Here is a 23791-nt window from a genome sequence, read left to right on the forward strand (position 1 = left end):
TAAAAATCTAAATATTATACTACATAAAAAAGACCGTACACCGTACGGTCTTTTTCGATTACATTGTACTATAATCAAATGAATATCTACGAATTAGATATCAGCTTTAATAGCTTCTAATGCAGCATCGAAGTTAACTGCTTGAGTTACTTCAGGTACATATTCAACATAAGTTACTTTGTTATCTTTGTTGATTACTACAACGCCACGAGTTAAAAGACGAAGCTCTTCAATCAAGAAACCATAGTTTTCACCGAAGGAAGCATCTTTGTGGTCAGACAAAGTAACAACTTTATCTACGCCTGCAGCACCACACCAACGTTTTTGAGCGAATGGTAAGTCCATAGAAATTGTCAATACGACTACATCTTCGGAAAGTGCTGTTGCATCTTGGTTGAACCAACGAGTTTGAGCATCACAAACACCTGTATCAAGGGAAGGAACAACGGAGATAACTTTTACTTTACCTTCGAAGTCTTTTAAAGTTTTAGCTTGCAAGTCATTGCTCAATACAGTGAAGTCTGGAGCTTGTTGACCTACTTTAATTTCTGGGCCAACTAATGTGATAGGGCCACCTGCAAATGTTACTACGCCAGTACGTTTTTCCATGTTGTATTCCTCCTAAGAGTTTTAATTCTAATTATGTAAAATATAATTTCTTTATATGCATAGTATAACATTTACATTACCATAAGTAAACTAAAAAATTCGATATAGTATTAATTAAAAAGATCGTTACGATTGATTACTGTAAAAATTTAAAGAGGCCATTTAACTAATATTAATATTGATGAAATAGAACTACTACTGTAATAAAATATTTAATCTAACTGTTATACGTATAGGTGTATTAATGTATCATAAAAAATGTGTATACTATAAAGAGAAAAGTTAACGTAATAAAATTTGTTGATTTAGCTTTTACAGTATTGATTTAAATTCATTTACAATATAATGATACTAGTAATTATATAGGCAATGATTTTGATTAGACTTAATAGGATATGTTAGAGAGGACCTATGAAACCAATAGATTTATTTATGCAGTTTTTCCGGCGTGAAGGCTGGATCTATGCCATTGGCTTAACTATGTTGATGGCAATTGACGTGGCTTTTTTATTTGTTCCTCAATTTATTGGTAATGCTATAGATACGTTGAGCAATAATAAGGAAGGGTTAGTCACTTATATTTTTTATTTCATTTTATTATTTATTATTATCACTATTTTAAAAGTTATCTCACGCAGAACCCTATTAGGCTCTATTCGTCGCATGGAGTATCTTTTTCGTGAGATTTTGTGTAGTAAAGCATTACAAGTAAAAACAACGTACTATGAGGCTAATGGACCTGGTAAGGTTATGGCGCTCATGACTAACGATGTAACATCGCTACGTGTTGCCCTTGGTCTAGGTGTAATGATTATAGTGGATATTATTTTCTATTCCATTGTGGGCTCCATAATTTTAATTCAAAAGATTAATACTGTATTAGCTTTTAAAATTATGACACCTGTATTCTTAATTATTGTGGCTATATTTGTACTAGGCAGAAAGCTACGTATTAAACAACGTAGTGCACAAGCTACTTATAGCGATTTAACAGAGTTTGGACAAGAGTTATTTCAAGGGATGGATGTTATTCGCGCTTTTAATCGTGAAAGCATTATCTCTAATTCTTTTGAAAAAATAAATAAACTTAATTATAAGAAGAATATGGATGTTGCACTACTAGATGCAATATTAACACCGTTGACAAGAATTGCACCCTTTATTTGTATCAGTATTAGTATTTTTATTTGTGGACATTTAGCTGTAGAAGGCAAAATGACTATAGGCGAATTTGTTACTATTAATTCATTCATAATGTTAATTGTGGGACCTTTAATAGGGTTTGGTGGCCTTATTTCTATTGTACAAAAAGGTCTTGCTTCTTTAGATCGTATTATGGATTTCTTACATTTGCCTACAGAAACAATAGATGATACCGATGAAGTACTGCCGCTTGAGGATATTCATATTCGATACTTAGATTTTACTTATGAAAACTCTAAAGGGCATGCATTATCTCAGTTGACAACGACAATACCAAAAGGTTCTTTTATTGGTTTAGTTGGTAAACCCGGTTCTGGCAAAAGTACATTGTTTAAATTGCTTATTGGATTACAAGAGTGTCCGGAAAAATCTATTTATTTTGGCAGTCAAGATTTAGCTACTGTTTCTTTATCAAAGCTTAGAAACTCAATTGCTTATGTGCCGACACAATCTTACCTATTAAGTACGACCATTGCTGATAATATTAAATTTGGTAAAGATTTATCCATGCATGAAACTGTAGAGTTGGCAGCACAAAAGGCAGACTTATATAGAGATTTAGGCGATTTGTTAAACGATGATTTACATGAGCTTGCTGAAGAAGGTCATGATTTATCAGGTGGACAGAAGCAGCGAATCAATATGGCTCGCGGCTTTTATAAAAATGCGCCATATGTATTGCTAGATGATTGTTTTTCCGCTTTAGATGCAGTAACAGTTACAACCATATTAAATTCATTACATAATGTAAAAGATCAGACGATTCTATGTATTTCACAACGATTAGAGGTTGTAGAGAAAGCAGATAAAATACTAGTATTTGATGAGGGGCGTATCGTAGAAGAAGGTACTCATGAAGAATTATTAGGTAACAATGGTTTATACCGTACCTTATATGAAGCGCAGAATGGAGGGGGCCATCATGAAGAAGCGTGATCTAAGAAATGACTGGGCTCTATTCTCCTATATAACTGGCTACATTAAGCCTTATTTAGGTATTCTATTTTTAGCAACGGTTGCGCTCGCAGGAAATTTAGTACTATTACTTTTACGCCCATATTTAACTAAGCAAGTTATCGATCTTGGATTTGCCACTAATGATATCGCTGTTATTGAATACTATGCTTTAATGTATGGCTTTACTATAATTGGTAGTGTATTGTTTATCTTTGTAGAGAATTACTTTTTAAAAAGTTTTGGTCAAAAAATTATCTATAATATTCGTAGTATTATATTCCAAAAGATTCTTAATAAACCACATGATGAGTTCTATAAGTTGCCAATTGGGAATTGGGTAACTCGCATTACTAATGATGTAGAGTCATTACGTACATTATATACAGATGTAATTCTGAATTTGGCAAGTAGCGGTTTAATGATTATTGGTATATTAGGATTTATGTATGCCATTAATGTACCTTTAGCAATAATCATGACAATTTTACTACCTATAATGGGTGGAATTATTTGGGTGTTTCAAAAGTTTTCTCGCAAAGCATTCCGTCAGGTAAGACGTTCTGTAGCTGCTTCTAATGCAAGCATCAAGGAACTGTTAAATTATATTGTAATCGTAAAATCCTATGGTGGCGAAAGAGCAATTGAGGAACGTTATAATACTGTTAATAAAGGTTTCTTAGAAGCAGGTCTTTTTGAGGTTACCACATTTTCTATTTTTAGACCGCTCGTAGATAGTCTATTCTTTGTTGCGTTAATTGTTATTTTTACAACTACGAATTTAATAGACTCCGTAGCTGATGCTGGTACAGTATTTGCCTTTATACAATATATGGACCGATTCTTCCAACCATTAAAGGAAATTGCAGATAAATATAACTCTCTACAAAGCGCATTAGCTGGTGCTGAAAGATTAGTTCCCTTATTAGAGGAAGAAGAGCGTCAGATGGCTAATGAAGTTCCTGATGAATTTAAATATATAGAGACGATTGAATTCGAGCATGTATGGTTTTCCTATGAAAATAACGACGTTTATGCGCTAGAGGACTTTACATTCACTATTAAAGCTGGAGAATTCATAGGTATTGTAGGGCCTTCTGGTAGTGGTAAATCAACACTTTTGTCATTGTTGATGGGAATCTACAAACCAACAAGAGGGGCTATCTATATTAACGGTATAAATATTGCCCAATATGATAGTTCTGTACTTCGTCATTTAATGGGATATGTTTTTCAGCAAGCTTATCTATTTAAGGGTTCCATTAGAGATAATTTAACACTTTTTGATACATCAATTTCTAATGAGGATATGGTCAATGCAGCAAAACAAGTTAACTTGCATTCTATGATTGAACACCTTCCGGAAGGGTATGACACACCGGTTGGTTATTTAGGCTCCTTACTATCTGATGGGCAAAAGCAATTGTTGGCTTTTGGCCGTACCTTGATTAAAAAAACACCTATTCTATTGTTAGATGAAGCAACGGCTAACATTGATAGTCATACGGAGAAGCAAATTCAAGCAAGTATTGAAAATATTCGAGGTAGTAAAACAATTGTAAGTATTGCTCATCGCCTTTCAACAGTAAAAGATGCCAATAAAATAGTGTATATGGAATATGGTAAAATAATAGAAATAGGATCTTTTGATGAACTTATCAACTTAAAAGGGACCTTTTATAATCTCTGGAATAATCAACACAGTGGGAGTTAGTATGGAATGTATCCAATCTAAAGATAATAAGACCATTAAGCGAATTATCTCATTAGGGCAGCGTAAAAATCGCCAAAAATATGGAGAGTACATTGTTGAAGGTATTCGATCTATTCGAGATATTGCAGCTATGGGGGCAGTAAAAACAATTGTTATACGTGAATCTAAAGCGCAAGATAAACATGTATTAGATTTATTAGACTTAGATACTGTTCAATTTGTACCTAAATTTATTGCACAAGATCCAATATTTGATAAGGTGGATAATACCGTAAATGGACAAGGTGTAGTTGCTATTGTATCAAAACCAAAATACGATATGGAAAGCATTCACATTGATGATGGCTTATATATTACATTAGATGGAGTTCAAGATCCTGGCAATCTAGGTACCATAATTCGTACAGCAGTTGCAGCAGGTGTAAAAGGTATATTTTTGATGAAAGGAACTGTGGACCCTTTTAATGACAAGACAGTGCGCAGTACTATGAGCGCCTTACATAAAATACCTTTATATGAGGATATTACCTTATCTCTGTTACATGATATGGTAACTGAGTCTAATATGACTACCTATGTAACTGCTTTAGAACATTCCAATCCTTATCATACTGTACGTTATGCTAAGCGAACTATGCTAGTATTAGGAAACGAAGGGAATGGCGTAACACCAGAGGTTATGAATCTATGTACAAATCGTATTATGATTCCTATGTATGGTGATATGGAATCCTTAAATGTAAGCGTAGCTGCTGCATTATGTATGTATAAAGTACAAGAACAATTGATGCCTTAGTATATATGATAAAAATTTATGACCTTATAAAAAGTCCTCTACTAGTATACAAGTAGAGGGCTTTTGTATTGATTTTTTAGTTGTGTATTTGGTACAATAACATATATCCTTTGTGGGAGAACAAAGTTCTCCCTTTTTTTCATGAAAAGGAAGATAACTATGTCCAAATTAATTGTAAATGCAGACGATTTTGGCCTTCATAGTGCAGTTAATGCTGGTATTATTGATGGTCATCGTAGGGGTATTATTACCAGTACCTCTTTAATGGCAGGAGGAGAAGCTTTTACAGAAGCCGTAAGTATGGCAAAACAAAACCCTAAGTTGGGCATTGGTATTCATATTACCTTGGTAGGTGGGGTGAAACCAGTATGTGATCCATCAGAAGTTTCATCACTTCTCACACCAGAAGGTGTATTTCCAGAGAACTATGTAGAATTTATTAAACGTATTTACTCTGGCAAAATCAATTATAGTGAATTACGTAAAGAGATTCATGGACAAATAGCTCAAATAATGGATACCGGCTTAAGGGTAACTCATATTGATGGACATCAACATATGCATGTTCTACCAACGGTATTGCCAATTGTGATTGAACAGGCAAAATCCTTTGGTATACATGCTATACGTATACCCGATGAGTCTACTGGTTTTATGAATTATATGTATTCCCCAATTCGATTTCTTGGTAAAGTTGGTTTATCAACGGTTGCGGCTAATGCGCGACCAATCATACGAAATAATTGTATGACTACAACCCAATATTTTTGGGGCATGGTAAATGGAGGCCATATAAATCAGAAATCTCTAATGGGTATCCTAAAAGCGGTAAATAAACATTCTGGTACCCATGAATTGATGGTTCACCCAGGTAGTAATAGTAGTATTCTTAGTAAGCTTTATAATTGGGGTTATCATTGGGAAGATGAGTTGCAAGCACTCTGTTCCAGTCATACGCGATTATATATAAGTCAACATGATATAGAGCTCATTAATTATGGAGACTTGGTATGAGTAAAATGATGAAGAGAGGCATCTTTATGTTTCTCTTGTTGTTGGCTGTATCAATTGGTATCATTTACTATACTATTGATTTAGATGCATTGAAAGCCATATCATCTTTTAATAGTATTTCCTTATTATTAGCTGTAGTTGCTTTAGTAGCAGGTATGTATTTTGATGGATTACGACTTCAAAGGCTCGTAAAAATTGGTGGTTACAAGTTATCGATACGAGCAGTGCTACGAGTTATTTTTAGTAATTATTTTATGGCTATGTTGACACCTGGAGCTAGCGGGGGTGCTGTCGCGCAAGTACTGGTGTTGAGAAGTTATGGCGTACCTATATCTAAAGGTACACCGATTGTATTAATACGTACCGTATTTTCCATTATGTTTTTGGTCATTATGCTGCCATTAGTATTCTTACGAGATGCTATTGAAATTCCATATATCTCTCGTGATATGCTTTTGATTTTTGCCGTGCTTGCTGTTATAGCGGCCTTAGTGGGAACTTATATATTACAGACTAAATATATGCGTCAATTTGTCTATAATCTAGCACAACGATTTAAAGCACATAACACTAAAGATTGGCTTTCTAAATTAGAAACATTAAATCAAGGTCTTGGTTTACTTTATAAACAACCTGTCCAATCTTTAATAGTTTTTATTGAATCTGGTTTGAGTTTATTATGCTTATATTGTATTGCACCCGCTTTAATGTATGCTTTCACACCAGATATTCCTATTATCGATATTTTAGATCGCATGATTTTATTAAATCTTATTTTGTATTTTGCACCAACCCCAGGGGGAACAGGCATTGCAGAAGGTCTATTTGTAGTATTATTTAGTGCCTTTGTACCTAATGGAACAGTGGGCATCATCGCTGTAGGATGGCGTGTTGTGGCTGAATATATGCCATTCTTCATCGGTATGTATGCAGTATTAACATTATATGGACGACAATTCGTTGCCCAAGAAACTTCAAGAGAACAATAAGGGAGTGTGCTCTATGTCTAAACCAAAAAAAGATAAATTTTATCTGGTTCAAGAAGATATTTTACCAGAGGCTATAAAAAAGACGATAAAAGTAAAAGAAATTCTAAAACTAGGTGAGGTTAAAACAATTAACGAAGCAGTTGAAAAAATGGATTTAAGTCGATCTGCGTATTATAAATACAAGGATTATGTTTTTCCATTTTTTGAAATTGCTCAAGGGAAAATTGTTAGTATTTATGTTTCTATGTCAAATGAATCTGGTATGTTATCAAGCGTTTTGAAAGCCATTGCTGAACGTAACGGTAGTATTTTAACGATTAATCAAGATATTCCATTACAAGGCATTGCGAATAGTAGCATTTCTTTTGAAACCAAGGATTTACAAGGTTCATTAGAAGATTTATTGCTAGATATTCGCTCTATGAAGGGTATTATCAAGGTAGAAATTTTAGGCCAAGCATAGGCTAATTAAGAGAGTAGGACGATTATGACCACTATAAAAATTGCTTTATTAGGTTTTGGTACTGTTGCACAAGGTACTTTTAACTTATTGCAAGACAATGCTGAATTAATTAAAAATCGTACAGGTGTCAATGTTGAAATTTCAAAAATTTATGTACGAAATCCAGAAAAATATAGTCATATTACATTACCAGAAACAGCTAAATATGTAACTGATATTGATGAAGTGTTAAAAGACGATTCCATCCAAATGGTAGTGGAATTGATGGGTGGTACAAGCTTTGCTAAGGATTGCGTAGAAGGAGCTTTAAAAGCTAAGAAGAATGTGGTAACTGCCAATAAAGACTTATTAGCAGAAGCTGGTCCATACTTATTAGACTTAGCGAGTAAAAATGGGGTAGATCTACGTTTTGAAGCATCTGTTCTAGGTGGTATTCCTATAATCCGCACATTATATGAATCGTTAGCCGGTAATCGTATTACTGAAATCATTGGTATTATGAATGGTACTACAAACTTTATTTTGACTAAAATGTCTGAAGAAGGTTTAAGCTACCAAGATGTATTAAAAGAAGCACAAGATTTAGGATATGCAGAGGCAGATCCTACAGCTGATGTAGAAGGCCTTGATGCAGCTCGTAAATTGGCAATCCTTGCATCTATTAGCTTTAACCGTCGTATTTTCTTTGAAGATGTAACTGTAGAAGGTATTACTTGTATTGATACTGAAGATATAAAATTTGGGAAAGAGTTTGGTTACAATATTAAATTATTAGGTATTGCTAAAGAAACTGCTCAAGGATTATCTTTAAATGTATATCCTGCATTTATTCCTACGACACATCCATTAGCATCTGTTCGAGGATCCTACAATGCAATTTATGTTAAGGGCAATGGTATCGATGATGTCATGCTATATGGTCGTGGTGCAGGTAGCTTACCGACAGGTAGTTCTGTAGTATCTGACATAATGGAAGTGGCAAAGAATGTCTCTTATAATGAAACAGGGCGCTTGAAACCGTTCTATTATGATCAAAAAGATATTTATTCTCCAGGTAAAATCCAATCTAGCTACTACTTGCGTTTAGCAGTGGATAATAAAACAGGTGTTCTAGCAAAAATCTCTGCAAAATTAGCAGAACAAAAAATTTCTGTTTTATCCATCGTTCAACGAAATATGGATCCAGAAACTGCAGTTCTTGCCATTGTTACATCTAAATGCCCAAGATCTTATATTTTAAATCTTATAGACTCTTTTAATAGCTTGCGCTCCGTTAAGGCTGTTAATAGTGTTATTCGTATTATGGAAGCTTAATTATGAATACTGTTCGTGTACAAGTACCTGCCACTAGTGCAAACTGTGGCCCAGGTTTTGATTGCTTAGGATTAGCACTAAATCTTTATAATATATTCAGCTTTACACCAGATGAAAATGCTACAGAATATACATATACTTTTGAAGGTTTTGGTGCAGATATTTTACGCGCTGAAGATCCTAAAAAGAATCTAATTGGTTTCGCTATGGATCAAGTTTTTGCTACTGCTCAAGAACCAATTCGATATGGTCATATAACTTCTGAAACCTTGATTCCTCCCTCTCGTGGACTAGGTAGTAGTAGTACGGCTATAGTAGGGGGACTTTTACTGGCGAACGCATTAGTAAAGCATCCACTTTCAAAAGAAGAGTTACTGGTTATAGCAAATCGTATGGAAGGTCATCCAGATAATGTAGCGCCAGCTATTTACGGAAATTTATGTTGTGCTACAGGTTTAAAAAATAAGGTACTAAACACGGTCATTTCTATTCCTCCGGAGCTACATTTTGCTGTTGTAGTACCAGAAGTCATGGTATCTACTGAGTATGCTCGTTCTGTGCTACCAAATCATATTCCATTCAAAGAAGCTGTACAAAATGTAAGTCATGCTTCATTATTTGTAACAAGCTTAATTACGCATCAATTAAGTAATTTATCTGTTGCCTTAGATGACAACTTGCATGTACCTTATCGTAAGACATTGATTCCTCATTGTGATGAAGTTTTTGAAGTCGCAAAAGTTGCTGGAGCTTACGGTGCAACTATCAGTGGATCGGGTTCTACTCTAATTGCATATGTTGATAAAGCTCATGTACAAGAGGTAGCAAAGGCTATGGGGGCTGTATTCACAGCAAATGAGATTGAAAATAAAATATATTGCTTAGAAGCTGATACAACTGGAGCGTTAATTATATAGTTTATGGTATAATTATAGTGTTAGGCATAGTCCATAACAATAATTGGAGGAAACTATGAACAATATAAAAACAACACTTTTGTTAGCTACGCTAACGGCCATTTTAGTGGTTATTGGTGATATGATTGGCGGCAGAAGCGGTATGATTATGATGTTTGTCATATCCATGGGTATGAATTTTATGTCTTATTGGTACAGCGATAAAATCGTTTTAGCCCAATACAATGCTCAACCTGTTACTGCACAGTCTAATCCAAAACTATATGCAATGGTAGAGAAATTGACTAAAAATGGTAATTTACCAATGCCAAAGGTTTATATCATTCCCAGTGAAGTACCGAATGCATTTGCAACAGGTAGAAATCCTAGTCATGCAGCAGTTGCTGTTACAGAAGGTATCCAACGTCTATTAACTGATGAAGAATTAGAAGGTGTGCTTGCACATGAATTAACACATGTTAAGAATCGAGATACATTGATTAGTACAATTGCAGCTATGATGGCTGGTGCTATTTCTATGATAGCCAATATACTTCAATTCACTGCCATATTTGGGCGCTCCGATGATCGAGAAGGCACTAACCCTTTGGCGCTTCTTGGTACGATCATTATTGCACCTATCGCAGCTGGTCTTATTCAGATGAGTATTTCCCGTACTCGTGAGTTTTTAGCTGATGAGGGAGGCGGAGATATGTGTCGCAACCCATTAGCACTGGCTTCTGCACTTGCAAAAATTGACTACTACTCTAAACATGGTGCATTGCCTAATGCAAGTAATGCTACAGCCCATATGTTTATTATTAACCCTATGATGGGAATTGGTGAAAGCTTGAGCAATCTTTTTAGTACACATCCTCGCACGGAAGAACGTATTCAAAAGTTAAAGAAACAAGCTATGAATCCAAAGTATAAAGAAAAGGTAATATTATAATTAGTATCTACTGGAGGGTATCATGCAAGAAACATTAGTTTTAATTAAACCAGATGCAGTTAAACGTCAATTAAGTGGTGAAATCCTTAGCCGTTATGAACGTAAAGGCCTTGTTATTAAATCATTAAAACTCTTACAAGTACCTCGTGAATTAGCGGAAGAACACTATGCAGAACATAAGGAAAAGCCATTCTTTGGTGAATTAGTTGATTTTATTACATCAGGCCCAGTTCTTGCTTTTGTGTTAGCTGGTGAGAACGCAATTGTATCCGTACGTGCTTTAAACGGAGCAACAAATCCTGTAGATGCTGCCCCTGGTAGTATTCGTGGTGACTATGCCCTAACAATGGATGCTAACGTAGTACATGCTTCTGATTCTCCAGAAGCTGCTGCTCGTGAAATTCATCTTTGGTTCCCTGAATACAAATAATCTCAAGGTTGGGATCATTTAGCTTTTATTTCTACATCCATGTATATCTATAGGAGGTAATCATATGGCAAGTAGTGTTTATACAAAAACAGGTGATGCTGGTACAACTGGTTTATACACGGGAGAACGTGTACAGAAATCATCTTTACGCGTAGAAGCTTATGGTACAATCGATGAATTACAAGCTTTTTTAGGATTGGCTCGCGCTTATGCTGAAAATCCACGTGTTGCTGCTGAATTATACGATATTGAGCGAAACTTATGGACATTAATGGCTGATATTGCAAGTTTAAATACTGCTCCGGTAATTACTGAGCAATATGTAAAGCATTTAGAAAAAGTTATTGATCGCTTTGATGCAAAGTTAGAACCTTTATCTAGTTTTGTCATTCCCGGTGAAAAACAATCTTCTGCTTATTTACATGTAGCTAGAACGATTACTCGACGTGCGGAACGCGCTTTATGGCGAGTATTAGACGCTGGTGAAAGTGTTCACGAATCTAATTTAAAATACTTAAATCGTCTATCCGACCTTTGCTTTATCTTGTGTCGTGTAGAGGAAGAACTTGGAGCTGAATAAACAAAAAAAGCTATGTATTTTACATAGCTTTTTGCTCGTTATAGACCTATTGTGAAATTGTTTGGTTTAAAACATCTTGAGGGCTAGGATAGTAAAAGAAGATATGAGGAATTTCATAACGGAATTTTTCTCTTAATAAATTGGCTAATGTTGTTTCAAAGTTTATAATTTTATCAGCGCCGAAATCAAAGTCTTCAACTAATACTAATAGTTGTGCTTCAACTTGCGGTGCATTTTCAGGTAAAGCTTCTGGTGGTAGAGGAACATTCACTACTACTCGTGCAGTACCAATATATTTACCTTGTCCGTCATCGATGGCAACACGATATGTATTATCCCATAGCGTAGCCATCATTTTTAGTTTCATATTCATAATTTCCATAGTATCGCTCCTTTGTTATACTTATAATGATACTGAAATTATAAATTCTTGTATAGGTGCATTATGAAATCACAAATTATATTGTGTTCCGGTGGGGCACGCAGTGGAAAAAGTGAATTTGCTGAACGTTTAGCATTGGCTACAAAGGGGCCAAAAGCTTATGTAGCTACGGGCCAAGCTTTTGATGAGGAAATGGTGGATCGCATCAAAAAACATCAAGAGCGACGAGGAAAAATATGGAATAATTTTGAAGTACCTTTACATTTAGCTGATGAATGGGAAAATATCAGTCAATCAGCAGATGTAATTCTTATAGATTGTTTAACCATGTTCACTACCAATCACATGATGGCTTATGGCTCCATTCGTGGTCAAGAAGATGCTAATAGATTAGAACAGACAATACTTTCAGAATTAGACACTTTATTAGACTCGATACAATCATGTGAAGGTAAAACAGTTATATTTGTGACCAATGAAATTGGGTTAGGTATTGTGCCGGATAATAAACTGGCTAGATATTTTAGAGATATTGCTGGTCGTGTGAATCGAGCAGTAGCTTCTGTTGCAGATAAACTCTATTTAACAATTAGTGGTGTTACCATTGAATTGAAATCACAGGAGGTTCATATAAATGGCTAAGAAAATCATGTTTCAAGGAACGAGTTCTAATGTAGGTAAAAGTATTCTTTGTACTGCATTATGCCGTATTTTTTATAGAAAAGGTTTTAAGACCGTTCCTTTTAAAGCACAAAATATGGCCCTCAATTCTTATGTGACAAAATGGGGCGATGAAATTGGCCGTGCTCAAGTCGCTCAAGCCGAAGCCGCTGGTATTGATCCAATTGTTCAAATGAATCCTGTGTTATTAAAACCTACAGGAAATCAATCGTCTCAAGTTGTATTGATGGGGAAACCTGTTGGCGTATATAGTGCCAAAGAATATCATACAAAATATTCACTAACCGCTTTAGATAAGGTTAAAGAATCTATTGATTTCTTAGACTCAAATTTTGATATGATGGTTATCGAAGGTGCCGGTAGTCCTGCAGAAGTTAACTTAAAAGCAAATGATATTGTAAATATGCGTATTGCCAAGATGACTCAAGCTCCAGTTTTTCTCATTGCAGATATTGACCGAGGTGGTGCTATTGCGTCCATTGTTGGTACCTTAGAATTATTAGAACCAGAAGAACGCGATCTTATTAAAGGTATCGTTATCAATAAATTCCGTGGTGATATCAAACTATTAGAACCAGCTCTTACATTTATTGAAGAAAAAACAGGTAAAAAAGTGGTAGGTGTTATTCCTGCCATTGAGAACCTCGATATTGATGAAGAAGATTCTGTTGCATTAGAGAACAAACGCAATAGTGGTACTAAAGATATTCAGGTCGTAGTTATGCAAACACCTAAAATCTCTAATTTTACAGACTTTGATGCACTTAATTATGAGCCAGATGTATCTGTCCGTTTTGTAGGCCCTGGAGATGTTATCGGTACGCCAGATTTAATTATATTACCTGGTTCTAAAAATACATTGGCTGACTTAACATATTTACGTGATACAGGCTTTGCTGATGAAATCAAAAAATTGGCTGCTCAAGGTACACCTATTATCGGTGTTTGTGGCGGTAACCAAATGTTAGGTAAAACTATTTATGATCCGCATCATATGGAAGGTGATATCGAGGAAATTGAAGGACTTGGCCTTGTTGAATCCTCCACGACTATGAAGGCTCAAAAAACTACCCATCAAGTACAATTCAATGTATCTAATTTACAGTTTTTAAATGGTACTTTCAGGGGTGAAAAATTAGTAGGCTATGAAATTCATATGGGGGATACTACGCCACTAGCAGATTCGGTGTCTCGTTGCTTTACAATTACAAGTCGCAGTGAAGAGGCTGTCAATGTTATTGATGGTTTTATTGATGGTAATCATCAAGTAATGGGTACATATATTCACGGTGTATTTGATAATGACGAGTTTAGACGTTTTATTATCAATCAATTACGTGAACGCAAGGGATTACAACCATTAGATGTAGTATTCCATTATTTTGACCATAAAAATGCGGCATATAATCGCTTAGCTGATATTGTGGAGGAACATCTAGATATGGATTATATTATGTCTACCTTGGGATAGTAGAGGAGATATATGGAACATTTAGCAATTTTTCACTGGTTTTCAAAGTATAACTTTGTGTGCATACCAGTTTTAGCATTTTTATTGGATTTAATTATTGGAGATCCCAATAGTAAATATCATCCAGTGGCCATTATTGGACGTATAATATCTTTTTTTGAAGCCGTTCTTTATAAAGACACTGATAATGATACGAAGAAATTGTGGTACGGTGGTATTGCAGTAGGTTTAATTCTTATATCGGTATATATCATAGTATCTTTATTGTTATGGCTAGGTGGAGTAGTAGACGAATGGGTATACTATGCTTTCGAAGTAGTGATCCTCTACATTGCCATTTCTCCACGTTCATTGGCTGGCGCAGGTTTTACCATTAGTCAGTTAATAAAACAAGGTAATATTGTAGATGCTCGCAAACGTTTATCATGGATTGTGGGACGAGATACGGAAGACTTAGATGAAAGCGAAATCACTCGGGCTACAGTAGAAACGATTGCGGAAAATACGGTAGATGGTATTATTGCACCTTTTTTCTTTTTTATTATCGGTGGCCCTATGGGGGCTATTCTTTATAGAACTGCTAATACTATGGATTCTATGTTAGGCTATAAGAATCAAAAGTACTTGTACTTTGGTCGCGTAGCTGCACGCTTTGATGACATATTAAATTGGATTCCTGCCCGAATTACCTTTGTATTATTTGTAATTTCTGCATTCTTTTTACGCTTTGATGCTAAAAAGGCAATAGAAATCGGTTTACGTGATGCAAAAAAACATCCTAGTCCTAATGGGGGGTATGCAGAAGCACCTGTGGCAGGGGCCTTACATATCCGTTTAGGTGGTTACAATCAGTATTTCAAAAAAATGACCTTCCGTGAATATATGGGGGATCCTATTGAAAAGCTAAACCGTAACCATATTACTCGAACAATTTATATGATGTATGTTACGACTATACTAATGGTTATCATTAGTACAGTCATTACCTATGGGATGAATGTATAATGACACCTTTTTTTATAGCACTACAATTTTTAACGCGTTTAAAAATTGTAAATCAAACTGAATGGTCTGTAGAGGACTTTGGTAAATCTGTTGTAGCCTTTCCTTATGTGGGCCTTATTATTGGTCTCATATTAGCTATATTATATGGCGTATTATCGCCATTTATTCCGATTATGCCATTGATGTTAATTATCGTTGTGGCTGAGTTTTTAATAACTGGTGGCCTTCATGCTGATGGTTTGATGGATACAAGCGATGGTTTGTTTTCCGGCCGTGAAAGAGAACGTAAACTAGAAATCATGAAAGATAGTCGTATAGGCTCCTTTGGAGTTGTTGCTTTTGTATTTGTTACACTTTTGAAATGGCAATTATTAGCTTCGATTCCATCGGCTGAATTTATACCTATGGCACTCATTATGATGCCTTTAATGAGCCGTTGGTCTATGGTTTTTAGTATTCGATCCTATCCATATGCTAGAGAACAGGGGATGGGGGCAGCATTTGCTAATTTAGCACCTAAACATGTTATTACTTATAACACCATATCTACGTTCTTTATGCCTATTCTATTACTATTAATCGGTTTAGTATTATATACACTTTTATATGGTGCTTATGCAATTTTATCAGCACCTGATGTAGGATATTTGGTAGGATTAGGTGTGTTAGTATATGCTACTATAGGTATTTTCCAAATCAATATTGTTAGCATGATTATTACGTATATTATTAACCGATTATTAAACCGCTATATTGTAAAAGCGTTAGGTGGCACTACTGGTGATACATATGGATTTGTTGTGGAAGTAACTGAAGTATTATTGATACTGGTATATAGCATAATTTTATCTATACTATCAGCTACGGTAGTTAATAATCCAACTATGTTCTAACTCTAAATTTTTGATTTTCAAAGTTTTAATATTTTTAGAACGTATACTTTATTTGATGTGAAAGGAGTTTAATGTGACCTATTATGTAAGAGCCCCAGGTACATGTGGGGAATTTCTACAAGGTTCTATTGATGGTCAGTCATTTTTAGTGACATGTCCAATTAATCGATACTCCTACGCATTGAGTAATGTAATACAACCTTTTTCTAAAGAATTTTGTGCACTTCAACCAAAGTCTGCACAAGCTCGTAAATTAGTACAAGAGTTGGTCCAACAAAAAAATAAAAATCAAATTTGCCCGCCTGTGTATGTAAGATCTGATATTCTACAAGGAAAAGGCATGGCTTCAAGTTCGGCAGATATTTCTGTAACAGCTATGGCTACAGCTTTGGCCATGGACTATGATTTATCATTAAAAGAACTTGAGCAAATTTGTCTATCTGTAGAGCCTACAGATGCCTCTTTTTATCAAGGTGTAACTCAGTTTGATTATATTAAAGGGACTATCTCTAAGCCATTAGGTATGTGCCCACCTTTAAAAATCCTCGTTTTTGACGAAGGCGGTAGCATTGATACAGTTAGCTTTAATAAACAAGCAGATTTACAAAATAAAATTTTAGAAAAAGAATCTATTATACAAGAATCCTTTGATTTGTTTAAACAGGGGCTTACAACGCATGATATAAAGCTTATTGGCCAAGCTGCTACATTGAGTGCCTTTGGCAATCAGCGTATTTTATATAAACCTAATTTATATGACTTTCACGATGTAGGTAATTCTTATAATAGTGTAGGAACAATCATCGCTCATAGCGGAACCATTATGGGACTATTATTCCCCGTTGATTATGGTCGTATTAATGATTGTAAGAATGAGATTTTGCGTAAGTTGCCACAATTATCCTATGTAGATACGGTTGAAACTACGAATGAAGGATTAACTTATATCAAACGATAAAGTATTTCATAGAAAGAGAATAGTATGTCTAAAATACATGGGGGCAATATCTTTCAGTTTGCCCATGAACAACGAATTGAACCATATGAGGTTATTGACTTTAGTGCTAATATCAATCCACTAGGCCCTAGCCAACGTGGCTTATCTGCATTAGAACCTCAATTGCGATATATATCACATTATCCGGATGCTACAAATGATGATATATTAAATGCCATTGCTGATATCTATGGTATGAATAAAAATCAAATTGTAGTTGGCAATGGAGCGGCAGAGCTATTATATGCAATTTGTCGGTTACCTGGCTATACGGGCGCTTTTGTTCCCGCACCAGGTTTTTCTGAATATAAAGCGGCTTTAGAAGCAAGTAGAATTCCAGTACGCGATATTTATTATAGACCACGGGAAGATGAACATGGAAAACCTTATTTTGAGGTTCCTTATTTAGCATTAGAAACTTTTGCAGCCGAGTTAAAAGGGCAAGATGGTCGTATTATTGTATTTCTAGGTAATCCCAATAATCCAGATGGTACGTTACTTGATAAGAACCATATTCGTACTATTGCAAGCATGCTGAAAGATGCTAATAGTTTACTTGTTATAGATGAGTCCTTTATCGATTTTGTTGGTAACGACACATTACAAGATAATGAATACTCCATGCGCTCCCTAGTTAACGAGTTTGATAATATTATCGTGGTTCATTCTTTTACAAAATTCTATGCCGTGCCAGGGCTACGAATTGGTGCTGCTTTCAGCAATCCTCTTATCATTGAGCAACTAAATAGTTTTATTCCAACTTGGTCTGTTAACACATTAGCTCAATCCTATACAGAGGCGGCTTTGAATGATGTAGAGTATGTGAAACGAACAAAACAAGTATTACATGAAGAGCAACTTTTTATGTATAACTCATTAGATACTATAAATGGTATTACTGTATATCCGCCTTCAGCTAATTTTATATTGTTCCACATTGAACAAGAAGGAATAACAGCAGAGTCGATTAATGAAGCGCTTAAAAAATATAATATGATTGTTCGCAACTGTGATTCTTATATGGGATTAAATAATCAATGGGTTCGCGTTGCAATAAAAGATCATGATACTAATGTTAAGTTAGTAGAAAAATTAACAGATATTTTGAAAGTATAGGAAGACTATGAAAACATTGTATATTGTGCGCCATGGTGAAACTGATTGGAACAAAATGGGAAAATACCAAGGCATCACAGATGTTCCACTTAATGAAAATGGTTTAAATCAAGCAAAGGCATGTGGTCAGGCTCTTAAAGATGTTAAATTTGATCGCATATTATCTAGTGATTTGAGTCGTGCTTTAGTTACAGCTGAAGTCATTCGCGGTGAACGTACTACTCCTATTACGGTAGATAAACGCTTACGAGAACTTAATTTTGGTGATTGGGAAGCTATGTTATTTTCAGATATCGAAGATCGTTGGCCTGGTTTGATAGATGAAATGTATTTGCGACCACATCTAGTTAAGGTTCCTAATGGTGAAAGCTTTAAGAATTTACAAGACCGTGCATGGGCAGGTCTAGAGGAATTCATCAATGTTAATAATGAGGAGGAAACACTTCTCATTGCTTGTCATGGTGGAACTATACGAACATTATTGTGTAAATTATTAGATATTTCCATTAGTCATTGTTGGAATTTTAGTCAAGGTAATACAGCAATAAATCGTATATTCTATAATGGCATGGGAGAATTTGATCATAATATTTTAAACTTGCTCAATGATACAGCACACGTAGATGTATTACAAGGTCATGCATAATGCGACTAGATAAATTATTAGCCAATAAAGCTTATGGTAGTCGAAAAGAAGTCCATCAAATCATAAAAGATAGAAGGGTTACCATCAATGGTAGTATAACAACGAAAAAAGATACTCATATTGATATTGATGTTGATATAGTTGCTGTTGATGGTAAGATTGTTAGTACTACTCAACTATATTATGTAAAATTTCATAAGCCAAAGGGCTATGTTACCGCCGTAGAAGATTCTAGTCACCCTGTTGTTATGGATTTACTCCCTCCAGAATTCATAAAAATGGGAGTAGTTCCAGTAGGCAGATTAGATAAGGATACAGAAGGACTTTTACTATTAACTAATGATGGTGTGTGGGGACATTCTATCATCAATGGTAATAAACATGTGCCTAAGGTTTATTACGTAGAATTTGAAGGAACGCTATCTGATGAAGGTATACAACGTATTAAAGAGGGAATTCTTCTTGGAGATGGTACGCAATGTAAACCGGCAGAAATTGAATTTGTATCGTTACATTCAGTACATGTAACAATTGAAGAAGGTAAGTATCATCAAGTTAAGCGCATGATTGGTGCTGCAGGTGGTACTGTAACATATTTGAAACGTCTTACGATTGGTCATATTGATTTAAGTGGCATTGAAGAGGTTGGTTCTGCAATGGAATTGACCGTTGAACAGATAGAGGGCTTTAAAAAATAGCATAAAATTCTATTCAATATAGGTATTTTATGGTAAGATTAATTGTACTTTATAGACTAGGAGCAAGATTATGAATGGATTAAATCTGCTACAACAGTATATTAAAGAGCAAGAATTAACAGGCGTCATTTTAATAAGCCCTATAAATCTACATTATTTTGCAGGCTTTACTGGTACTACAGGCTTTGCTATCATTACTCAAGATAAAGCCTTTATGATTACTGATTTCAGATATACTGAACAAGCAACAAAACAATGTGAAGGGTACACAGTTATTCAATATGAAACAACTGTTATGGATACTCTTGTAGATATATTCAATGAACATCATATTCACGAAGGTTTATTCGGTATAGAAGGCAAACAAATGCCTGTGGATACGTATGAAACTTTATGTGATACATTAGATGAACGCTTTAATTTTACATCTATCAATTTTGCAAAACTACGTGCGGTTAAGCGTGAAGACGAATTAGACTTATTGCGTAAAGCCGCTAAAATTGGTGATGATGCTTTTGCTGCCTTGCTACCACAACTAAAGGTAGAGATGACAGAAAACGAAGCGCGCATTATATTAGAATCAGAAATGTTAAAACGTGGATCAGAGGAACCTTCCTTTGCAACCATTGTTGCTTCTGGTAATCGTTCTAGTATGCCTCATGGTGTAGCCAGTGATAAGGTCATTGAAGCAGGTGATTTTGTTACCTTTGACTTTGGTGCGGTATATAAGGGTTATCATTCTGATATGACTAGAACTATTGTAATGGGGCCTGCCTCTGAATTACAAAAGAAGCTGTATGGTATAGTTTTAGAAGCACAAAAACGTGGCGTAGCTGCAGTTCGGGCTGGTATTACTGGTAAAGAACTTGATGCAGTTTGTCGTGATTATATTAAAGAACATGGATATACCAAGGAATTTAATCATGGTACTGGACATGGCGTAGGTCTTGAGATTCACGAAGAACCAGTAGCCAATACTAAATCCGATACGGTATTTACAGAAAATATGATCATTACGGTAGAACCTGGCATTTATATAACAGGTACTATCGGATTGAGAATAGAGGATAGTGTCATCGTCAAATCTGACGGCTATGAGGTGTTGACACATAGTCCAAAAGAGTTAATTGAAATAGGTATTTAGAAGGAGAAGAGTTAGATGATTTCCAGTAATGATTTTCGTCCAGGTGTAACCGTTGAAATTGACGGTAATGTATGGCAAGTAGTTGATTTCCAACACGTTAAACCAGGTAAAGGTGCTGCATTCGTACGTACTAAAATGAAAAACTTGCAAACTGGTTCTGTAGTTGAGCGTACATTTAATGCAGGTGAAAAAGTGCCTAAAGCACATGTTGATCGTCGTCGTATGCAATACTTATATGAATCTGATGGCTCTTATACATTCATGGATAACGAAACTTATGATCAAGTTGAACTTACCCTTGAACAATTAGGTGATGCTAAAAACTTCCTTCTTGAAAATATGGAAGTATCCATCATGTTCTTCCAAGGTATCGTAATCGGTATTGATTTACCTGTAGCTGTTGAACTTCGCGTAGTTGAAACAGATCCTGGTATCCGTGGCGATACTGCAACTGGTGGTAATAAACCAGCCGTATTAGAAACAGGCTACACTGTAAAAGTACCTCTCTTCATTGAAGTAGATGATGTACTTCGTATTGATACTCGTACAGGACAATACATCGAACGTGCCTAATACTCATTGATATGTATTGGGGCAAGATCTTTTCAAGGAATCTTATTCCCCATATATCGTAACATTTGCACTGTAAGCACTTGTCGTCTATGTAATTATATATAGGGACAGGTGCTTTTTTTGAAAGAGGCCAGTATGACCAAGAAAAATACTGAACTAGAGTCGGGTAAGATTAAGATTAATGATGATGTATATGCTACAATTGTAACAATGACAGCGCTTGACACAAAGGGAATTCATCATATGAGTTCCACCTTTAATGATGGCGTTAACACTTTTTTTAGACGTAAATCCGATCATGAAGGTGTTAAGATATCCTTTAACGATGAAGGAGCAATATCAGTTACACTATATGTGTGCATTCAGTATGGATATCGTATTCCTGATGTTGTTTTACGTCTACAAGAGCGCATTAAAACTGCTTTAGTCTCTTATACAGAAATTGAGGTTCAAACTATTGATGTAGTTGTACAAGACATTATTTTTGATGATTTAGTAACACCTCAACAGCCATAGGAGGTATCTCTATGAGTTCAGATAATCAATTAAATTATGGTTTAGACACGGATACCATTGATATTGCAGATTCTGTCATCATTGATGTAGCAACAAAAACTTTAGGAACCATTCCTGGTATTCATTCTTTAAGCCCACGCTTTTACGATGAGTTGGTAGAGGGTATTACCCATGCTTTTGGTCAGCGTAGCTTACCTGGTATCAATGTAAAGCATCGTAAAGGTTTTATTGAAATTAATATTTATATTAAAGCATTGTATGGATATAATCTCATTGAATTATCGAAACAATTGCAATTAGAAATCAAACAAACCTTAAAAAATATGCTAGATCTTGATCATATTAAGGTTGATGTGCATATTGAAGGTATTGTAAAAGAAAAGGAGCCAGTTTTACATGGTAACTAAGCGAAATCGGCGAGAGGCTCGTCAATACGCATTCCAAATGTTATATGCCAATGAATTTCATACTGATCAAAATGATGTTCAATTTCCCGAAGGAAACATTCATAAAGCAATGGATAAGGCATATGCAAATAGTATTATAGAGGGTGTACTATCAAATGTTGAAGCAATTGATGCTACATTACAGCCATTCTGTAAATCTCGTAAAGTAGCAAATTTAGATAAGGTGGATCGTTCTATCTTACGTATTGCAGTTTGGGAAATGAACAATAAAGTGGAACCTTTAGAGCCATCTATTGCTATTAATGAAGCCATTCAATTAGCTAAAGAGTTTGGCTCTGATGCATCTTATAAATTAATTAATGCAATCTTAGACGCATATAATAAGAGTAAATAATGAAACGATATTACTTAGGCATTGATACGAGTTGTTACACCACAAGTTGTGCCATTGTAGATAGCGACTTTCACATAGTAGGGGAAGCACGTAAAATCTTAGAGGTAAAACTGGGTGAGCGAGGACTACAACAATCAAATATGGTCTTTCAGCATACAAAGGCGTTGCCTAAGTTAATGTCAGAGTTGCCTCAGGTACCAATTAGCGGCATAGGTGTTAGTGGCTTTCCGCGCCGTGAAGAACGCTCTTATATGCCTGCCTTTATGGTCGGGTTAGGACAGGGGCAAACCTTGAGTCATCTTATGAATGTGCCTTTACATATTTTTGCACATCAAGAGAATCATATATTAGCTGCTTTGAGGGATTTAAAAAATATTCCTAATGACCCATTTTTGGCATTACATCTATCAGGTGGCACGACAGAACTATTATATTGCCATTATCAAGGAAACGGTATTTTTGAATCTCATATCGTTGGTGGTTCTAGAGATTTACAAGGGGGACAATATGTTGATCGCATAGGTGTCGCGTTGGGCTTACCATTTCCTGCAGGTAAACATTTAGAGGCATTAGCATTACAAACTACAGAATATGAACCATTGCCATCATCTGTAAAAGACGGATGGATTAGCTTTGCCGGTCCTTGTAGTGCTGCTATGCGGCGTATAAATAACGCTATGAGTGATATAGATAAATCTAAGTTAGCTAGAGCTGTTTTTACTTCCATTGGAAATGCTCTAGAAAAAATGATTACTTATCATACTAAAGAGAAACCTGTACGTGCACTCATTGCTGTAGGTGGTGTGATGAGTAATAGTTTACTTCGTAAGCGGATGGAAACCTATTGTAAACGAAATCATCTCCAATTACATGTGGCGCAACCACAATTCTCTGTTGATAATGCCACAGGTAATGCTTTTGGTGCTGCTTATTTACAAGAATCTAGAGGATAAT

General features: G+C 35.3%; 27 protein-coding genes. 25 read left to right on the plus strand and 2 right to left on the minus strand.

Features of this window, described 5'->3' with window-relative positions:
• Window positions 1-93: 93 nt before the first annotated feature.
• Window positions 94-609, minus strand: coding sequence for a thiol peroxidase (tpx, locus tag HMPREF0873_RS01445; protein ID WP_004695758.1), 516 nt, complete (start codon window positions 607-609; stop codon window positions 94-96).
• Between the two features lie 411 nt (window positions 610-1020).
• Between tpx and HMPREF0873_RS01450 the strand changes: the two genes are divergently transcribed.
• The 11 genes from HMPREF0873_RS01450 (at window position 1021) to HMPREF0873_RS01500 (ending at window position 11914) form a co-directional block, all read left to right on the plus strand.
• Window positions 1021-2748 (plus strand): ABC transporter ATP-binding protein, encoded by a 1728-nt coding sequence (locus tag HMPREF0873_RS01450; RefSeq protein ID WP_004695760.1) that lies wholly within the window; start codon window positions 1021-1023, stop codon window positions 2746-2748.
• Window positions 2735-4480: an ABC transporter ATP-binding protein gene (locus tag HMPREF0873_RS01455; protein ID WP_038125353.1), complete on the plus strand. Its 1746-nt coding sequence runs from the start codon at window positions 2735-2737 to the stop codon at window positions 4478-4480. The genes HMPREF0873_RS01450 and HMPREF0873_RS01455 overlap by 14 nt, the downstream gene beginning before the upstream one ends.
• A gap of 1 nt (window position 4481) precedes the next feature.
• Window positions 4482-5276, plus strand: coding sequence for an RNA methyltransferase (locus tag HMPREF0873_RS01460; protein ID WP_004695763.1), 795 nt, complete (start codon window positions 4482-4484; stop codon window positions 5274-5276).
• A gap of 159 nt (window positions 5277-5435) precedes the next feature.
• Window positions 5436-6290, plus strand: coding sequence for a ChbG/HpnK family deacetylase (locus HMPREF0873_RS01465; RefSeq protein WP_004695765.1), 855 nt, complete (start codon window positions 5436-5438; stop codon window positions 6288-6290).
• Complete coding sequence (locus HMPREF0873_RS01470; protein WP_004695768.1) at window positions 6287-7279, plus strand: lysylphosphatidylglycerol synthase transmembrane domain-containing protein; 993 nt, start codon at window positions 6287-6289, stop codon at window positions 7277-7279. Before HMPREF0873_RS01465 ends, HMPREF0873_RS01470 begins: the two co-directional genes overlap by 4 nt.
• Before the next feature lie 13 nt (window positions 7280-7292).
• Window positions 7293-7742, plus strand: a complete 450-nt coding sequence (locus tag HMPREF0873_RS01475) for an ACT domain-containing protein (protein WP_004695770.1) — start codon at window positions 7293-7295, stop codon at window positions 7740-7742.
• Between the two features lie 24 nt (window positions 7743-7766).
• A complete protein-coding gene (locus HMPREF0873_RS01480; protein WP_004695772.1) occupies window positions 7767-9056 on the plus strand; it encodes a homoserine dehydrogenase in 1290 nt (429 codons plus the stop codon).
• A 2-nt stretch (window positions 9057-9058) separates the two neighbouring features.
• Window positions 9059-9973 carry a homoserine kinase gene (gene thrB / locus HMPREF0873_RS01485; protein WP_008713888.1) on the plus strand — a complete coding sequence of 305 codons (915 nt, stop codon included), beginning with the start codon at window positions 9059-9061 and terminating at the stop codon, window positions 9971-9973.
• Between the two features lie 55 nt (window positions 9974-10028).
• A complete protein-coding gene (gene htpX, locus HMPREF0873_RS01490; RefSeq protein WP_004695776.1) occupies window positions 10029-10904 on the plus strand; it encodes a zinc metalloprotease HtpX in 876 nt (291 codons plus the stop codon).
• A gap of 22 nt (window positions 10905-10926) precedes the next feature.
• Window positions 10927-11334: a nucleoside-diphosphate kinase gene (gene ndk / locus HMPREF0873_RS01495; RefSeq protein WP_038125354.1), complete on the plus strand. Its 408-nt coding sequence runs from the start codon at window positions 10927-10929 to the stop codon at window positions 11332-11334.
• A 64-nt stretch (window positions 11335-11398) separates the two neighbouring features.
• Window positions 11399-11914, plus strand: coding sequence for a cob(I)yrinic acid a,c-diamide adenosyltransferase (locus tag HMPREF0873_RS01500; RefSeq protein WP_004695779.1), 516 nt, complete (start codon window positions 11399-11401; stop codon window positions 11912-11914).
• A gap of 46 nt (window positions 11915-11960) precedes the next feature.
• Here the strand turns inward: HMPREF0873_RS01500 and HMPREF0873_RS01505 are convergent, their stop codons facing one another.
• Entirely contained in the window at window positions 11961-12296 is a 336-nt protein-coding gene (locus HMPREF0873_RS01505; RefSeq protein ID WP_004695781.1) for a hypothetical protein, read from the minus strand.
• A gap of 63 nt (window positions 12297-12359) precedes the next feature.
• On the opposite strand from HMPREF0873_RS01505, the gene cobU reads away from it, so the two are divergent.
• From cobU to HMPREF0873_RS01575, 14 genes are all read left to right on the plus strand, one after another.
• Window positions 12360-12938: a bifunctional adenosylcobinamide kinase/adenosylcobinamide-phosphate guanylyltransferase gene (gene cobU / locus HMPREF0873_RS01510; protein ID WP_004695782.1), complete on the plus strand. Its 579-nt coding sequence runs from the start codon at window positions 12360-12362 to the stop codon at window positions 12936-12938.
• Complete coding sequence (locus tag HMPREF0873_RS01515) at window positions 12931-14448, plus strand: cobyric acid synthase (protein ID WP_004695784.1); 1518 nt, start codon at window positions 12931-12933, stop codon at window positions 14446-14448. The genes cobU and HMPREF0873_RS01515 overlap by 8 nt, the downstream gene beginning before the upstream one ends.
• 12 nt (window positions 14449-14460) lie before the next feature.
• Window positions 14461-15453, plus strand: a complete 993-nt coding sequence (gene cbiB / locus HMPREF0873_RS01520) for an adenosylcobinamide-phosphate synthase CbiB (RefSeq protein ID WP_004695785.1) — start codon at window positions 14461-14463, stop codon at window positions 15451-15453.
• Window positions 15453-16346 carry an adenosylcobinamide-GDP ribazoletransferase gene (gene cobS, locus HMPREF0873_RS01525; RefSeq protein ID WP_004695787.1) on the plus strand — a complete coding sequence of 298 codons (894 nt, stop codon included), beginning with the start codon at window positions 15453-15455 and terminating at the stop codon, window positions 16344-16346. The genes cbiB and cobS overlap by 1 nt, the downstream gene beginning before the upstream one ends.
• Window positions 16347-16419: 73 nt before the next feature.
• Entirely contained in the window at window positions 16420-17304 is an 885-nt protein-coding gene (locus HMPREF0873_RS01530; protein ID WP_008713891.1) for a GHMP kinase, read from the plus strand.
• A gap of 24 nt (window positions 17305-17328) precedes the next feature.
• Window positions 17329-18459, plus strand: a complete 1131-nt coding sequence (locus HMPREF0873_RS01535; protein WP_008713893.1) for a histidinol-phosphate transaminase — start codon at window positions 17329-17331, stop codon at window positions 18457-18459.
• Window positions 18460-18466: 7 nt separating this feature from the next.
• Window positions 18467-19105 carry an alpha-ribazole phosphatase gene (gene cobC, locus HMPREF0873_RS01540; protein WP_004697091.1) on the plus strand — a complete coding sequence of 213 codons (639 nt, stop codon included), beginning with the start codon at window positions 18467-18469 and terminating at the stop codon, window positions 19103-19105.
• Window positions 19105-19803 (plus strand): pseudouridine synthase, encoded by a 699-nt coding sequence (locus tag HMPREF0873_RS01545; RefSeq protein WP_008713895.1) that lies wholly within the window; start codon window positions 19105-19107, stop codon window positions 19801-19803. The genes cobC and HMPREF0873_RS01545 overlap by 1 nt, the downstream gene beginning before the upstream one ends.
• A 70-nt stretch (window positions 19804-19873) precedes the next feature.
• Complete coding sequence (locus tag HMPREF0873_RS01550; protein WP_008713897.1) at window positions 19874-20947, plus strand: Xaa-Pro peptidase family protein; 1074 nt, start codon at window positions 19874-19876, stop codon at window positions 20945-20947.
• A gap of 15 nt (window positions 20948-20962) precedes the next feature.
• Window positions 20963-21520 carry an elongation factor P gene (gene efp / locus HMPREF0873_RS01555; protein WP_004695799.1) on the plus strand — a complete coding sequence of 186 codons (558 nt, stop codon included), beginning with the start codon at window positions 20963-20965 and terminating at the stop codon, window positions 21518-21520.
• Between the two features lie 135 nt (window positions 21521-21655).
• Window positions 21656-22036 (plus strand): Asp23/Gls24 family envelope stress response protein, encoded by a 381-nt coding sequence (locus HMPREF0873_RS01560; protein WP_004695801.1) that lies wholly within the window; start codon window positions 21656-21658, stop codon window positions 22034-22036.
• 11 nt (window positions 22037-22047) lie between these two features.
• On the plus strand, window positions 22048-22443 hold the full coding sequence (locus tag HMPREF0873_RS01565) for an Asp23/Gls24 family envelope stress response protein (protein WP_004695803.1): 396 nt from the start codon (window positions 22048-22050) through the stop codon (window positions 22441-22443).
• Window positions 22433-22837 carry a transcription antitermination factor NusB gene (nusB, locus tag HMPREF0873_RS01570; RefSeq protein WP_008713900.1) on the plus strand — a complete coding sequence of 135 codons (405 nt, stop codon included), beginning with the start codon at window positions 22433-22435 and terminating at the stop codon, window positions 22835-22837. Before HMPREF0873_RS01565 ends, nusB begins: the two co-directional genes overlap by 11 nt.
• Window positions 22837-23790: a metallohydrolase gene (locus HMPREF0873_RS01575; protein ID WP_008713902.1), complete on the plus strand. Its 954-nt coding sequence runs from the start codon at window positions 22837-22839 to the stop codon at window positions 23788-23790. The genes nusB and HMPREF0873_RS01575 overlap by 1 nt, the downstream gene beginning before the upstream one ends.
• Window position 23791 lies beyond the last annotated feature (1 nt).

Origin of the sequence: Veillonella sp. 3_1_44 (genome assembly GCF_000163715.1) — a bacterium.
Lineage (GTDB): Bacteria > Bacillota > Negativicutes > Veillonellales > Veillonellaceae > Veillonella > Veillonella parvula_A.

Coding starts and splice junctions, on each gene's coding strand:
- tpx (WP_004695758.1), bottom strand. CDS start 609: ATGGAAAAACGTACTGGCGTAGTAACATTTGCAGGTGGCCCTATCACA.
- HMPREF0873_RS01565 (WP_004695803.1), top strand. CDS start 22,048: ATGAGTTCAGATAATCAATTAAATTATGGTTTAGACACGGATACCATT.
- HMPREF0873_RS01475 (WP_004695770.1), top strand. CDS start 7,293: ATGTCTAAACCAAAAAAAGATAAATTTTATCTGGTTCAAGAAGATATT.
- cobS (WP_004695787.1), top strand. CDS start 15,453: ATGACACCTTTTTTTATAGCACTACAATTTTTAACGCGTTTAAAAATT.
- HMPREF0873_RS01535 (WP_008713893.1), top strand. CDS start 17,329: ATGTCTAAAATACATGGGGGCAATATCTTTCAGTTTGCCCATGAACAA.
- cbiB (WP_004695785.1), top strand. CDS start 14,461: ATGGAACATTTAGCAATTTTTCACTGGTTTTCAAAGTATAACTTTGTG.
- HMPREF0873_RS01460 (WP_004695763.1), top strand. CDS start 4,482: ATGGAATGTATCCAATCTAAAGATAATAAGACCATTAAGCGAATTATC.
- efp (WP_004695799.1), top strand. CDS start 20,963: ATGATTTCCAGTAATGATTTTCGTCCAGGTGTAACCGTTGAAATTGAC.
- HMPREF0873_RS01515 (WP_004695784.1), top strand. CDS start 12,931: ATGGCTAAGAAAATCATGTTTCAAGGAACGAGTTCTAATGTAGGTAAA.
- HMPREF0873_RS01575 (WP_008713902.1), top strand. CDS start 22,837: ATGAAACGATATTACTTAGGCATTGATACGAGTTGTTACACCACAAGT.
- HMPREF0873_RS01465 (WP_004695765.1), top strand. CDS start 5,436: ATGTCCAAATTAATTGTAAATGCAGACGATTTTGGCCTTCATAGTGCA.
- HMPREF0873_RS01505 (WP_004695781.1), bottom strand. CDS start 12,296: ATGGAAATTATGAATATGAAACTAAAAATGATGGCTACGCTATGGGAT.
- HMPREF0873_RS01480 (WP_004695772.1), top strand. CDS start 7,767: ATGACCACTATAAAAATTGCTTTATTAGGTTTTGGTACTGTTGCACAA.
- cobU (WP_004695782.1), top strand. CDS start 12,360: ATGAAATCACAAATTATATTGTGTTCCGGTGGGGCACGCAGTGGAAAA.
- HMPREF0873_RS01560 (WP_004695801.1), top strand. CDS start 21,656: ATGACCAAGAAAAATACTGAACTAGAGTCGGGTAAGATTAAGATTAAT.
- ndk (WP_038125354.1), top strand. CDS start 10,927: ATGCAAGAAACATTAGTTTTAATTAAACCAGATGCAGTTAAACGTCAA.
- HMPREF0873_RS01550 (WP_008713897.1), top strand. CDS start 19,874: ATGAATGGATTAAATCTGCTACAACAGTATATTAAAGAGCAAGAATTA.
- HMPREF0873_RS01450 (WP_004695760.1), top strand. CDS start 1,021: ATGAAACCAATAGATTTATTTATGCAGTTTTTCCGGCGTGAAGGCTGG.
- thrB (WP_008713888.1), top strand. CDS start 9,059: ATGAATACTGTTCGTGTACAAGTACCTGCCACTAGTGCAAACTGTGGC.
- cobC (WP_004697091.1), top strand. CDS start 18,467: ATGAAAACATTGTATATTGTGCGCCATGGTGAAACTGATTGGAACAAA.
- HMPREF0873_RS01545 (WP_008713895.1), top strand. CDS start 19,105: ATGCGACTAGATAAATTATTAGCCAATAAAGCTTATGGTAGTCGAAAA.
- HMPREF0873_RS01500 (WP_004695779.1), top strand. CDS start 11,399: ATGGCAAGTAGTGTTTATACAAAAACAGGTGATGCTGGTACAACTGGT.
- nusB (WP_008713900.1), top strand. CDS start 22,433: ATGGTAACTAAGCGAAATCGGCGAGAGGCTCGTCAATACGCATTCCAA.
- htpX (WP_004695776.1), top strand. CDS start 10,029: ATGAACAATATAAAAACAACACTTTTGTTAGCTACGCTAACGGCCATT.
- HMPREF0873_RS01470 (WP_004695768.1), top strand. CDS start 6,287: ATGAGTAAAATGATGAAGAGAGGCATCTTTATGTTTCTCTTGTTGTTG.
- HMPREF0873_RS01455 (WP_038125353.1), top strand. CDS start 2,735: ATGAAGAAGCGTGATCTAAGAAATGACTGGGCTCTATTCTCCTATATA.